This is a genomic window from Bogoriella caseilytica (assembly GCF_003752405.1).
In the GTDB taxonomy this organism is placed as follows: Bacteria; Actinomycetota; Actinomycetes; order Actinomycetales; family Actinomycetaceae; genus Allobogoriella; species Allobogoriella caseilytica.
Genome location: NZ_RKHK01000001.1, coordinates 2,053,934 through 2,066,788, shown reverse-complemented (window position 1 = coordinate 2,066,788; position 12,855 = coordinate 2,053,934). Strand labels below are relative to the sequence as shown.

The window sequence follows — 12,855 nt, the reverse complement described above, 5'->3', positions numbered from 1 at the left end:
CATCCTCGCCGCCGCATCCGCCGCGCGCATGCGGGCCGTCAGTACGCGACGCTGAACTGGCCTCGTCGGTGGTCGGCGCGCTGGATCTCATCGACGACGGCCATCGCGAAGTCCGCACCGGAAATGTCGGAGTTGCCGTCCTCGTCGGTGAGCAGCACATCGCCGCCTAGCCGGAAGGTGCCGGTGCGCTGACCGGGCTGGTGGGCGCCGAAGCCGGCGGCCGGGTTGACGAAGAACCAGTCCAGGTCTTCCGGCGCCGACTGAAGGCGCGCGAAGATCTCCGCCATCTCCTCGGACTCGGGCCTGATCTCCTCAGGGAAGGAGTCCGTGTCCACCAGGCGGGGTCCGTCTGCACTGACCTTCAGGCCACCGGCACCGCCGATCACACCCAGGCGCACCCCGTGGGCGATCGCCATCGGGATGAGCCGCTCGGCCGTGGTGAGCACCTGGCCCTCCATGCCGCCACGGGGTGAGAGCGCCAGCAGCGCCGTGCCTGCCTCCTCGAGCACGCTGCCCAGGAAGGCATCGTCGAGCACGTCACCGGTCACGTAGTCGACGCCCGCTGCCGGCTGTTCCGGCACGTGGCGCGAGACGGCGCGGACCGACAGGCCCCGTCGTGCGGCTTCAGCGGCGATGTGGCCACCGGCGTAGCCGGTGCCTCCGAGAACAACGAGGTCAGTCATGGGATCTCCCGGTGGTGCGTCCAGGCTCGGGCGGGGTGCCCGGCTCCTCAGGTGAACACCCCGCGCGCCGGGCAGCTTCCCCGCACTGCCGTTCCCTGCGCCACACCTTGGGCGAGCACCCGGCATGATGGGCAGCGGCGAGTTGCCACCCGTACGCCGATGGAGTCGACATGACCGCACTGCCCCGCCGTACCCCGCATGCGCACGGCCTGCCCGCGCGTGCGGCGCTGGACTTCCTGGACACGTTGCAGGAATCCGGCCAGGACCCGCACGCCCTGCAGCTCGCCCGGGATGGGGCGGTGGTGCTGGAGGCCTCCTGGGCGCCGCACCGTGGCGAGAGCCCGGCGCTGGTCTACTCCGTCTCGAAGACCTGGACGGCGCTTGCGATCGGCTTCCTGGTGGCCGAGGGGCGCCTGGACCTGCATGCGCGGCTCAGCGACGTGCTCGGGCTCCCCGCCAACCCCCTCACCATCCACCATCTGCTGACCATGAACACCGGCCACAGCGCGGAGCAGCTCCCGGAGATCGGCTTCGACGCCACCCGGCTACTCCAGGTGGAACCCGAGCACACCCCGGGGAGCCACTTCGTGTACAACTCGCCCGCGACCTTCGCGCTCTCCCAGATGGTCACCCACCTCACCGGCGAGGACCTCACCGCCTACCTCCAGCCACGCCTGCTCGACCCGCTGGGCATCCCCGCGCGATGGATGCGGCACGCGCACGGCGTGGAGCAGGGCTTCTCCGGCTACCACCTTGCCGTCGAGGACATCACGCGGATCACTCTCGCCCTGGCAAGCGGTGGGCGATTCCAGGGCCGGCAGGTCGTTCCGGCCGAGTACGTGGAGGCGCTCGCCCGGCCGTGGTCGGCCAACCGCGACCCGGAGGCGCCGGCCCCCACCGAGGGCGAGCCCCCGAACGACTGGTGGCTGGGTTACGGGTATCAGGTGTGGCGCAATCGGGTCGGTTTCCGGCTCGACGGCGCCTACGGGCAGTTCGGCCTGGTGCTGCCTGAGCACGGCATCACTTTGGCCTATCAGGGCGCCACGACCGAGACACATCACATCCTGAACGCCTTCTGGGCGCTGCTGGAGAAGTGGGACGAGGAGGAGGTGCCCGGCAGCGACGCCGAGCGCGCCGCGGCCAGCGAGCTGGCCAAACGCGTAGCCACACTGGACTCCTGGGACACCCGCGACTCGCGGTTGTTCCTGCCCGAGGTCGCAGCCAGCGGTGAATCGGTCGACGTCGCCGGCTGGGAGCTACGCGAGGCCGGTTCGGGGTGGGAACTGACGCTGCCGCCGAGCACGACACCCGACGGGACTGCGCCCGGCGGGGTGCTGCCGGTGCGAGCGGACCGGTGGTCGACAACGCTCCTGGCCCAGGACGGGCCGCCGGACACTCCGTGCGCGCTCGCGCTGGCCGCCCGTGCCGAGGAACTGGACGGTGGCGTGCTGGTCGTGGAGATCGCGGACCTGACCTCGCCGCATCGGATCGAGCTGCGCCGGGACAGCGATGGTTCCCTGGCCGCACGTTGGCACACCACACCGTTGTGGCGAGCCAGCCTGGCCACGCTCATCGTGCCGCTGGAGGTGGCGCGGCAGGCGGCGGGTTGAGCCCGCACCTCGAAGTCCACCAAGTGCCAGCCGCTCGCGCCGTCGGGCGCCGGTGCGGCGACCACCGTTCACTCTTGGGTGCTTTTCATTTAGAATGAACACTCTGCTGGAATGAACACGGGATGCGTGATGGACGAGAACCAAGTGCGGAGCTTCACAGATCGCTTCGATGAACTGGGGATCCAAGTCGATCTGGCCGAACTGGTCGAACGCCCGAATGCACGGGTCACCCTCCAGCACCCAACGGGGCAGGCCAACTACCACGTCGTCTACACAGAGCCCCTCACCCTCTCTGAGTTCGCGAAGGAGGTCCTGGCCGTCTCGCCTCCGTCCCAGCTCCTCCTCCTTGGACCACGAGTGACCGAGCGCACCGCGGAAGCGTTCCGCCAACTGGATCTCAACTACCTCGACCAGGCCGGCAACGCCTTCATTACTTTCGGAGGCGTCCACATCGACGTGCGAGGCAAGCGCCAATCTCCCCTTGCGCAGCGGACGCAAGTCGCGCGGCCGACACGCGGCGTCAACCTCTTCAGTGTGAAGCGATCACAAGTGATCTTCGCGATCCTCGCTTGGCCCGAACTCCTCGACGGACCGATCCGCGAGATCGCAGGCACCGCACAGGTTTCCCTTGGACAGGCACAACACACCCTGGACTTACTCACCCAGTTCAGGCTCTTGGACGAACGCAAGAGGCTCGGGCCACACCTGCAGGACCGGCTCCTCGACCAGTGGGCAGCCGCCTACCCCGCAGCCCTCGGGTCGGCAATAAAAACTGCGCGATTCTCTGGCGAGTGGATGGGATACGAGGCGAGCGATCGGGCTCTGTACCTCAGTGGCGAGGCTGCGGTACCGGAACTCATACGGCCAGAGACGGCAATCTTCTACACGCACGGCCTACCGACCGAACTAATTCGATCACGGCGGTTGCGCCGCAACACCGAGCGGCCGAACATCTTCTTCCGGGAACAGTTCTGGCGACCACCTCAGGCCACAGGTGAGCCCGGAGTCCATACCGCACCATGGCCGCTGATCTACGCAGATCTCCTGGCATCGGGTGACTCTCGACAGCGCGAAGTGGCCCAGGCACTTCGCGACCGCCAACGATGATTGACCTGGCTGAGGTCGACCCTCGTCTTTACGACACCGTCGCTCCGGTCGTCGACGAGCTTGTCACTCAGACAGACCTCGATCCTCAGAACATCCTCCTCGTGGGCGCGGCGTGCCGGGACATCCTCCACGCCGGCTTCGGGCACGCCTTTCAGGTACGTGCCACCACCGACACCGATCTAGGGATCGCTGTCAGCGACACGACCATCTCCGACCGGATCGACCAGCGCCTCACTCGGACGGGTAGCAACGGGATCAGGTACCGGGTGGGTTGCGCAACAGTTGACATCATGCCGTTTGGGCAAGTGAAGGAACCTGAGGGGATCAGCCGTCACATTTCCCGACGCGAACAGCTGGTGGTGTTTGGGTTCCGCGATGTCTTCCAGCGATCCCAGGGCCTCACACTGCCGGGTGGTTGCACGATCCGGCTGCCGCACCCGGCCGGATATGCAGCATTAAAAATGCGTGCGTGGATTGACCGATGTCCTGACCACCACTGGACGGACGCTCAGGACCTAGCTCTCGCTGCCTACTGGTACCAAGAATCCTAGGAGGTGGAAGATCGACTTTACGACACCCCAGCCGGTATTTAGGTTCTCGAGGACATCGGCCATGACGTCCCTTTGGCCGCAGTCAGGCTGCTCCGTCTTGATATCGCCCGCCAACTCTCTGCGCGAAATCACGCCAACCTCACGGAGCGCTGGGCAGCCCAAGACGCGGACGTCGTTGCGCACCATTTCACACTGCCTGCCGATGCCAGCGGAACGGCCGGCTCCGACCGCCGCCAGGACCTCGTACGGCAGCTGTACCTCTAGCCAGAAGTCTCAGCTCAACGGGCTGTGGCACCCGAATCCCCCCAGCCCCTCCCGTCTCCATCGACAGTCCGCGCAGACACCGGGGCTACCGGTTCCCCTCATTCTCCCGTGAGGCACTTAACCCGAAGAATCGGTCGAAGAAGGCACTGAACTTGGCGATGACACGCTGTTTCTTCTCGCCGTGCCCACCGTTGCCGGCGAAGCGTGAGACGGGCGGGAGCACCGTGGTGATGGCGGTACCGGTGGTGCGCAGTGCGCCGTCACGGAAGGCGGTCTCCACGAAGGAGCGCGCTTCGTCCCCGCGCAGGTTCTCCTCGGCGATGATCTTCGCCAGTTCCTGCTCACGCCTGGCGGCTATGTAGGCCTGCCACTCCTCGTCGATCGCGCCGTCCACGGAGACCGAGTCGACGAAGTTCTCCACCAGGTCGCGCTTGTTGCGCAGAGTGGGGCTGGCGTCAACCGCTCGGGAGATCTCGGCACGGATCTCCTTATCGGCTCCGTCACCGCGCTCGGCGCGGTACCTCTCCACGAGCATGAGGATGTAATCGACGTTGATCTCGACCTGCTTGATTAGCTCGATTTCGAAGACCACGTCGTCGTTGATGCGCTCCTTCTCCGCCGTGGTCTCCTTGCGGAACTCGGCGTAGAGGTCGAGGTAGCGCCCCTTGTAGTCCTGCACCTGGCGCTCGTTGAGCAGCTCGTGGCCGGCGAACTCGTCGAAGGAGGTGAGGATGTTCTCCAGCCGCAGGATCGCACCAAAGAGCTGGATGAAGTCCTTCTGTGCGCTCTCGCCGACGATCGGCTGCCCTTCGGGGAACCTCGAGAGCAGCTCCTCGGCCTTCTCGGCGTACTCGCGGTAGTAGTCGCCGTAGGGCTTCAGGAGCACAACGCCGCGCGCATCCTTGTTCCCAAAGAGTTCGAGCGCTTTGTTGGTCTCGTCGTCGAGGTCCCGGAAGGCGACGATGTTGCCGTAGGTCTTGACCGAGTTGAGGATCCGGTTGGTGCGCGAGTACGCCTGGATGAGCCCGTGGGCGCGCAGGTTCTTGTCCACGAACAGGGTGTTCAACGTGGTGGCGTCGAAGCCGGTGAGGAACATGTTCACCACGATGGCGAGGTCGAGTTCCCGGTTCTTCAGCCGCTGGGAGAGGTCCTTGTAGTAGTTCTGGAACTTGTCGGCGCTCGTGTCGTAGCTGGTGCCGAAGAGGTCGTTGTAGTCCTGGATGGCGTCCTCGAGGAAACCGCGGGCGTCGTCCGAGAGGGCGTCGGTGTCGAAGGCCTCGTCGTCGAGGATCCCGTCCTCGGTGGCGTCGTTCGCGCCGTAGGAGTAGATCAGCCCGATCTTGAGACGGCGGTCTGCGGGGAGCTGTTCCTGCTGGATCTGGAAGTGGTTGTAGTAGCGCCGGGCCGCGTCGATGGAGGCGGTGGCGAAGATGGCGTTGAAGCCGCGCACCCGCTTGCGTTCGCGCAGAGCCTCGGCCCGCCGGCGGGTGCGGCTCGACTGGGCTACGTTGGTGACCACGGAATGTTCGTAGCTGGAGGAGCGCTTGGTCTTCTGGTCGAAGTACTCAAGCGTGTACGCCACGATTTCCCGGATTCGCTCCGGGGCCATGAGTGCCTTCTCGGTGTCGATCGCGGAGACCTGCTTGTCGACTACGGCCCCGACCTTGATGGTGTTGACGTAGTCGATGCGGAAGGGCAACACGTTTCTGTCGGTGATGGCGTCCACGATCGTGTAGGTGTGGAGCTTGGCACCGAAGGCCTGTTCGGTGGTCTTGAGCCGGGGGTTCCCGCCGCTGCCGGCGTTGGCGGCGAAGATCGGGGTGCCGGTGAAGCCGAAGAGGTTGTAGCGCTTGAAGGAGCGCGTGATGTCGGTGTGCATGTCACCGAACTGCGAGCGGTGGCACTCGTCGAAGATGATCACCACGTGCTCGTGTGTGACGGCGTGCCCGGGGTTGGCCTTGATAAAGGTGGAGAGTTTCTGGATCGTGGTGATGATGATGCGCGCGGCCGGGTCTTCGAGCTGGCGTTTCAGCACGGCGGTGGAGGTGTTGGAGTTGGCCGCGCCCTTCTGGAAGCGGTCGTACTCCCGCATGGTCTGGTAGTCGAGGTCTTTGCGGTCGACCACGAAGAGCACCTTGTCCACGCTGGGCAGCTTCGAGGCGAGTTGGGCAGCCTTGAAGGAGGTGAGGGTCTTGCCTGAGCCGGTGGTGTGCCAGACGTAGCCGCCGGCGGCGAGGGTGCCGAGGCGCTTGTAGTTCGTGGCGACGTCGATGCGCTGCAGGATCCGTTCGGTGGCCACGATCTGGTAGGGCCGCATGACCAGCAGCAGCCCGTCCGCCGTCAGCACGCAGTAGCGGGTGAGGATGCTGAGCAGCGTGTGCTTGGCGAAGAAGGTTGCGGCGAAAGAGGGCAGATCCTGGATGGGCCTGTTCTGCGCGTCCGCCCACCAGGAGGTGAACTCGTAGGAGTTGGAGGTCTTGCGGCCCTTGCCGGGCTTCTGCGCCTCCTTGAGGTGGGAGCTGCGGGTGGTGTTCGAGTAGTACTTGGTGAGCGTGCCGTTGCTGATGACGAAGAGCTGGACGTACTCGAAGAGCCCTGAGCCTGCCCAGAAACTGTCGCGCTGGTAGCGGTCGATCTGGTTGAAGGCCTCGCGGATGTCGACGCCGCGGCGCTTCAGTTCGATGTGCACCATCGGCAGGCCGTTGACAAGCACGGTGACGTCGTAGCGGTTGGCGTAGCGCCCGCCGGCGCTGGAATCGTCAGCCGGGTCGGCGCGGTCGATCTCGTACTGGTTGATGACCTGGAGCCGGTTGTTGTGGATGTGCTGCTTGTCCAGCAGTGTGATGTTCTTGGTGGAGCCGTCATCGCGCTTGAGGAGCTGGACGTGGTCCTCCTGGATGCGCACGGTCTTCTCCGCGATGCCGTCGTTACGTCCGGCGATCTTGTGCTCGAAGAACTGCTGCCACTCGGCGTCTGAGAACGCGATGCGGTTGAGCGCTTCGAGCTGGGCGCGGAGGTTGGCCACGAGTTGCTGCTCGGAGGTGATGGGCAGGTACTCGTAGGCCTGGGCTTCGAGCCGACGTATGAGATCGCGCTCCAGCGCGGACTCCGACTGGTAGGCGGCCTCGGCTTCCGGCTCTGGCACGTACTCGGCGACGACCGTGCTCTCGGAGGAGACGGCGATGGGGTCGTACTTGCGGGCAGACGACGCTGGAGCCCTCACGCTGCCTCCTCGAAGGTGAGGAGCTTGTCGCGGTAGTACTCGTACTGCTTGCGTCGCGCAGCAAGCTCGGCGGGGAGGCCGAGGCTGAGGTCGTTGACGAGCGCGTCGAAGCGGTCCAAGAGATCGACAACGCGTTCTTGCTCCTCGATCTTTGGCATCGGAATCACGACCAAGCGCACGATCGCAGCGTTCAAATTCTTGACCGTGCCCGCACCAGCCTTCCTAACGAACTCTTCTTGCACGGGCGCTGAACGCAACAGGTAATAGAGGTAATCAGGGAGGAAAGAGTCTTCAAAATCACTGATCGCGAGCCAACCATCATGGATACATCCGTCAACCCTGGAAATGTAGGGACGCCCGAAGCTCATTGAGTTCGAGAGCACGAAGTCGCCAGAGGTCACGCGCCGCGATTTTAGTGCCCCTTCTGGCGTAACCCGCTGGGCGGTACTCGTAATGTACTTTCCGCCAGCAGGCACGTCGCCGATCTTGATCCAAGGCACGCCCGTGGGATCGTCAGTGAGGAACCGCCCGATCGGACGTGGAGATGCCCCCCGGACAATTTTCGCAACATCGCCGAACCTGACCCGAGGAACGTCACCGTCAGCCGCAAGCAACTCCCTCGCGTAAAAGTCGTACTGACGGCGGCGTGCTTCCAGCTCCGCTTCCAGCTCCGCTTCCAGCTGAGTGAACTGATCCAATACTCGCACAATTTCGCGCTGAACCTCGAGAGGCGGCACCGGGATCCGGACGGTTGCCATCTGTTTCGCGGACACATCGATGACTTTCGTGCCTGTAGCAAGCTTCCGCTTCTGCACATAGAAGTCAGCCGAAGCAAACCAGTACGCGAGGTACTTCGGATCTTGGTCGTGCTTTATCACCGTGGCATGGCCACCCGTGACGATTACCTTACTGCCAAGCCAGGCAACAGCCTTGCCGACGTCGTCGATGTTCTCGCTCGTGTTCGTGATGATGATGTCGCCAGATTCAACCTTCGCGAGCCTCGCAGCCGTCTCAGGAGCGACGAACGAAAGCGTCTCGGTCGCCCACACCCCATAGTGCGTATAGATCTGACCGTAGTGAACAGCTCCGACGCCTTCCTCAACGAGGTCTGTCTTGGGCATACCGTTGCCGCGTACGAGCGTTGCGAACTCTCCTAACGGCTTGCGCTCCACTCCATCCTGGCACAGCTCCTGGATCAGCTCATCAACCCGGCTCATGCGAAGAAGTCCTCGTCGATCTCGACAACTTTGTAGGTCTCTTTCACTTGCACACCGACGCCGTAGCGGATCATCAGGCTGGTGAGGCGCTTGCCGTCGATCAGGATGATGCGTGTGGGCACGTTCTCGGCGTAGGAGCGCGCTCCTACGGAGAATCGGCTCGTGGTGATGAAAACACCGCTGTCGGCTTTGCCGCTGAGCGCTCCGACGAAAGCCTGGAGGTCGGGACGTCCGACCGTGTTGCCGTCGTGGTAGCGCTTGGCCTGGATGTAGACGCGGTTGAGGCCGAGGATGTCCTGGTCGATCACGCCATCAATGCCGCCGTCGTTGCTGAGCTGGGTGACGCTACCTGCACCCGTGGCGCCGCCGTAGCCCATCGCAAGCAGGAGATCCACGACGGCCTGCTCGAAGAAGCCTGGAGCCTTGTCCTGCAGCCGCGTGAGCAGCTCGACCGCGATCTCTTCGTGGATACGCTCGATGCCGATCTGTACCTGCTCGGTCGGAGTCATCGGGGAGTCCTCGGCCGGCGCGATCGCCGTAGATTCGTTCGCCTTGCGGTTCGTGGTCGCCACATACTCGCGGATCGGTGAGCTGGGATCCGCGCCGAGCGCCTTGATTTCGCGTTCTTTGGCGCCGTTCGGGAACAGCTTGATGAGCTGCTGCCCGGCATCAGTGATCTGGTAGTGACCCCTCTTCGGGCGCGTCAGCGCACCAACGTTGGTCAAGAACGAGACTGCCCAACCAATACGGTCTGCGTACTTCAACCTCCGCCCCGACGGCAGCAGTTCTTGGCGCTGCTCAACGGTCAACGCCGCTATGTCCGCGGTCAGCGGCTGGAACTCTCGCCAGTGACGGACTTCGCCATCACTCATCGCCTTGAGGGTCGGGACCATAAAGCCTTCCCAATTGGGCATCTCCGTCATGACTTCTGCCCCTCCAGATCCGCCACGATCTCGTCGATGGAGGTGCGCAGCTCAGCTTGCCGGGCAACGATCCGCGCGATCTCCGCGTTGAGCTCCGTGATGTCGATCGCCTCGCGGGTGTCCTCGGCCTCCACGTAGGAAGACACAGCGATGTTGTAGTCGTTCGCCGCGATCTCCTCGTTCGGCACGAGCTTGGCGAGGTGGTCCACGTCGCTCCGCCCGCCCAGCAGGCCGAGGATGCGCTCCTGGTTCTCCGGCGCGAGCTTGTTCTTGTTCCCCGAGCGCTTGAACTCGGCGGACGCGTTCACGAAGAGCACCGCGTTGTCGGTCTTGGACTTCTTGAGCACGATGATGCACGTGGCGATCGTGGTGCCGAAGAACAGATCCGGCGGGAGCTGGATGACGGCGTCCACGTAGTTGTTGTCGATCAGGTACTTGCGGATCTTCCGCTCGGCGCCGCCGCGGTAGAGCACTCCGGGGAACTCGACGATCGCCGCGGTGCCGTTCACCGCCAGCCAGCTCAGAATGTGCATGGTGAAGGCGAGATCCGCCTTCGACTTCGGGGCCAGCACTCCGGCGGGAGCGAAGCGCTCATCGTTGATCAGCAGGGGGTTCGCGTCGCCCTCCCACTTGGTGGAGTACGGCGGGTTGGAGACGATGGCCTCGAAAGGCTCGTCGTCCCAGTGCATCGGATCGGTAAGGGTGTCCCCGTGGGCGAGGTCGAACTTCTCGTAGTTGACGTCGTGCAGGAACATGTTGATCCGAGCCAGGTTGTATGTGGTCAGGTTGATCTCCTGGCCGTAGAAACCGCCCACGTTCTCGTGGCCGAGCACCTTCGCGAACTTCAGCAGCAGCGAACCAGATCCCGCCGCCGGGTCGTAGACCTTGTTCACGCGGGTGCGGCCATTCACGGCGATCTTCGCCAGCACCTCGGAGACCTCCTGCGGGGTGTAGTACTCGCCACCGGACTTGCCGGCCTGCGAGGCGTACATCTGCATGAGGTACTCGTAGGCGTCACCGAAGAGGTCGATCGAGTTGTCCTCGAAGTTTCCCAGCGGTAGCTCACCGATCGCATCGAGGAGCTTCACCAGCTTCTCGTTGCGCTTGGCCACGGTGTTGCCGAGCTTGGAACTGTTGACGTCCAGATCGTCGAAGAGGCCCTTGAGGTCATCCTCGCTGTCCGTGTTCACCGCGGAACCCTCGATGTTCTTGAAGACCCGCTCGAGCGTCTCGTTCAGGTTGGGATCGCGCGGCGCCCGCTCGCGCACGTTCTCGAACAACTCGGAAGGCACGATGTAGAAACCCTTCTCCGCCACCGTCTCGCGCCGGCCGAACTCTGCCTCGGAGTCCAGCAGATCGGCGTAGTCGAAGTCCGGGTAGCCGGCCTCGTGCTCGCCCTTGTTGATGTAGGCGGTGAGGTTCTCGGAGATGAACCGGTAGAAGAGCATGCCGAGCACATAGGTCTTGAAGTCCCACCCATCGACGCTGCCGCGCAGATCGTTCGCGATGCGCCAGATGGTCTTGTGCAGTTCGGCGCGCTGGGATTCGCTGGTGGTCGGTGCCATGGGTGGGTCTCCTACGCCGGAGGCGCTACTGAGTTGTGGGGCGGATGCCTCACACCGTAGCGCCGAGGACTGACGTCGCTGGCATCGCAGCGCCCGCCCGTCAGCGCACCTCGACCTCCACCGAGTGCCAGCCGCTCGCGCCGTCGGGCGCGGGTGCGGCGATCTCCTCGGTCTGGACCTCGCCATCGCCGTCGGTGGCCCGCACCGTGATGGTGTGCTGCCCCGGCTCGGCATCCCAGTCCAGCTTCCACATCCGCCAGGAATCCACGGTGGGCTCCTCGGCCAGGGCGGCGGTCTGCCAGTCACCGTCGTCCACGCGGACCTCCACCGCGGACACGCCGCGGTGCTGCGCCCACGCCACCCCGGCGATCACGCCGGGCCCGGCGTCGACCTCGCCGCGGGGCACGTCGATGCGTGAGGCGGTCTTGATCGGACCGCGCTCGGCCCAACCGCGCGGCGTCCAGTAGCCCTCGTCGTCGGCGAAGCGCGTGACCTTCAGGTCCACCACCCACTTGGTGGCCGAGACGTAGCCGTAGAGCCCGGGCACCACCATCCGCACCGGGAAGCCGTGCTGTTCGGGCAGCGGCTCGCCGTTCATGCCGACGGCGAGCAGGGAGTTGCGATCGTCGGTGAGGACCTCCAGCGGAGTGCCGGCCGTCCAGCCGTCCACGCTGGTGGAGAGCACCATGTCCGCCTCCGGCAGCGGCCGGGCGCGGGCGAGCAACTCCCGCACCGGCCAGCCCGTCCACACCGCGTTGCCGGCCAGATCGCCCCCCACCGTGTTCGAGACGCAGGTCAGCGTCACCAGAGCCTCGACGAGCGGCTGGGCGAGCAGCTCGTCCATGTCAATCTCGATCTCTTCCTCCACCAGGCCATGCACGCGCAGCCGCCACGAGTCCGGGTCCACCTGCGGCACGCTGAGCGCGGTATCGATCCGGAAGAAGGTGTCGTTCGCGGTGCGGTAGGTGGTCTGCCCGGCTATGCCCGGGTCCGCCCCCTCGGGAACGCTCACCGGGTTCGGCACCCGCGGCACCACGAAGGCCTCGCGCGCCATCCGCACCACGTCACCCGCCCCGCTCACCACCCGGCCTGCGACGATGCCCAGCACGCCGACTACCGTCAGTGAGGTCCCGCCGACCAGCACCGACCGGCGGGAGGGATCGCCGTCGGGCTCCGCCGCGGCAGCAGTCGTGGCCCGCGTGAGCCGCGCGAGGGTGATGGCGCCGAGCGCGGTACCCACCACCGTGGGCAGTGCGTCGGAGAGCCCGGAGCCCGGCCGGCTGAACACCGCGATCACGGCGAGCACACCGACGGCGGCGAAGCCGATGACCGCTGCCGTGGTGCGATGCCGGGCCAGGATCCCCAGTCCGGCGCACACCGCGACGAGCACCAGCCCCATGCCGACAAACAGCGCGATCTTGTCGGCGGTGCCGAAGGTGGCGATCGCGAGTTCCTTGAGCCATGCGGGGGTGAGGTCGACGAACGCCTCGCCCACCGCGAGCAGCGGCGAGGGCGTACCGAGCGTGTCCGTCGCGCGGACCAGGAGGCCGGCGAGCACCTCGGCCAGGCCGATTGTCACCGCCCCCGCGGCCAGTCCAGCCAGCGCGGCGACTCCTCGCGTGATGCGCGTCATCCCGTCATGGTGGCACGGGTAGGCGCGCGGCGCGGGGTGAGTGCGGGTCTACCGCTTGGCGAGCCCTGATGCGGGGCGT

At 65.3% G+C, this 12,855-nt stretch carries 9 protein-coding genes; 3 read left to right on the top strand and 6 right to left on the bottom strand.

Annotation, left to right across the window (positions count from 1 at the left end):
- Positions 1 to 38: 38 nt before the first annotated feature.
- Positions 39 to 683, bottom strand: a complete 645-nt coding sequence (locus EDD31_RS09175; protein ID WP_123303879.1) for an NAD(P)-dependent oxidoreductase — start codon at positions 681 to 683, stop codon at positions 39 to 41.
- A gap of 170 nt (positions 684 to 853) precedes the next feature.
- On the opposite strand from EDD31_RS09175, the gene EDD31_RS09170 reads away from it, so the two are divergent.
- The 3 genes from EDD31_RS09170 (at position 854) to EDD31_RS09160 (ending at position 3,951) form a co-directional block, all read left to right on the top strand.
- Positions 854 to 2,293 carry a serine hydrolase domain-containing protein gene (locus tag EDD31_RS09170; protein WP_123303878.1) on the top strand — a complete coding sequence of 480 codons (1,440 nt, stop codon included), beginning with the start codon at positions 854 to 856 and terminating at the stop codon, positions 2,291 to 2,293.
- A 111-nt stretch (positions 2,294 to 2,404) separates the two neighbouring features.
- Positions 2,405 to 3,400 (top strand): type IV toxin-antitoxin system AbiEi family antitoxin, encoded by a 996-nt coding sequence (locus EDD31_RS09165; protein WP_123303877.1) that lies wholly within the window; start codon positions 2,405 to 2,407, stop codon positions 3,398 to 3,400.
- Positions 3,397 to 3,951 (top strand): hypothetical protein, encoded by a 555-nt coding sequence (locus EDD31_RS09160; RefSeq protein ID WP_123303876.1) that lies wholly within the window; start codon positions 3,397 to 3,399, stop codon positions 3,949 to 3,951. Before EDD31_RS09165 ends, EDD31_RS09160 begins: the two co-directional genes overlap by 4 nt.
- Before the next feature lie 349 nt (positions 3,952 to 4,300).
- On the opposite strand, the gene EDD31_RS09155 is transcribed toward EDD31_RS09160, so the two are convergent.
- The 5 genes from EDD31_RS09155 to EDD31_RS09135 form a co-directional block, all read right to left on the bottom strand.
- Positions 4,301 to 7,438 carry a type I restriction endonuclease subunit R gene (locus tag EDD31_RS09155; protein WP_123303875.1) on the bottom strand — a complete coding sequence of 1,046 codons (3,138 nt, stop codon included), beginning with the start codon at positions 7,436 to 7,438 and terminating at the stop codon, positions 4,301 to 4,303.
- Positions 7,435 to 8,655, bottom strand: coding sequence for a restriction endonuclease subunit S (locus tag EDD31_RS09150; RefSeq protein WP_123303874.1), 1,221 nt, complete (start codon positions 8,653 to 8,655; stop codon positions 7,435 to 7,437). Before EDD31_RS09150 ends, EDD31_RS09155 begins: the two co-directional genes overlap by 4 nt.
- Positions 8,652 to 9,578, bottom strand: coding sequence for a restriction endonuclease (locus EDD31_RS09145; protein WP_123303873.1), 927 nt, complete (start codon positions 9,576 to 9,578; stop codon positions 8,652 to 8,654). The genes EDD31_RS09150 and EDD31_RS09145 overlap by 4 nt, the downstream gene beginning before the upstream one ends.
- A complete protein-coding gene (locus tag EDD31_RS09140; RefSeq protein WP_123303872.1) occupies positions 9,575 to 11,143 on the bottom strand; it encodes a type I restriction-modification system subunit M in 1,569 nt (522 codons plus the stop codon). The genes EDD31_RS09145 and EDD31_RS09140 overlap by 4 nt, the downstream gene beginning before the upstream one ends.
- Before the next feature lie 100 nt (positions 11,144 to 11,243).
- The gene (locus EDD31_RS09135) at positions 11,244 to 12,776 is read right to left on the bottom strand and encodes a molybdopterin-dependent oxidoreductase (protein ID WP_123303871.1); all 1,533 of its coding nucleotides are present in this window, start codon (positions 12,774 to 12,776) and stop codon (positions 11,244 to 11,246) included.
- Positions 12,777 to 12,855: the final 79 nt, after the last annotated feature.

Excerpts from the sequence above, each read along its gene's own strand:
- EDD31_RS09140 (WP_123303872.1), bottom strand. The coding sequence starts at position 11,143 with ATGGCACCGACCACCAGCGAATCCCAGCGCGCCGAACTGCACAAGACC.
- EDD31_RS09135 (WP_123303871.1), bottom strand. The coding sequence starts at position 12,776 with ATGACGCGCATCACGCGAGGAGTCGCCGCGCTGGCTGGACTGGCCGCG.
- EDD31_RS09145 (WP_123303873.1), bottom strand. The coding sequence starts at position 9,578 with ATGACGGAGATGCCCAATTGGGAAGGCTTTATGGTCCCGACCCTCAAG.
- EDD31_RS09170 (WP_123303878.1), top strand. The coding sequence starts at position 854 with ATGACCGCACTGCCCCGCCGTACCCCGCATGCGCACGGCCTGCCCGCG.
- EDD31_RS09160 (WP_123303876.1), top strand. The coding sequence starts at position 3,397 with ATGATTGACCTGGCTGAGGTCGACCCTCGTCTTTACGACACCGTCGCT.
- EDD31_RS09165 (WP_123303877.1), top strand. The coding sequence starts at position 2,405 with ATGAACACGGGATGCGTGATGGACGAGAACCAAGTGCGGAGCTTCACA.
- EDD31_RS09150 (WP_123303874.1), bottom strand. The coding sequence starts at position 8,655 with ATGAGCCGGGTTGATGAGCTGATCCAGGAGCTGTGCCAGGATGGAGTG.
- EDD31_RS09175 (WP_123303879.1), bottom strand. The coding sequence starts at position 683 with ATGACTGACCTCGTTGTTCTCGGAGGCACCGGCTACGCCGGTGGCCAC.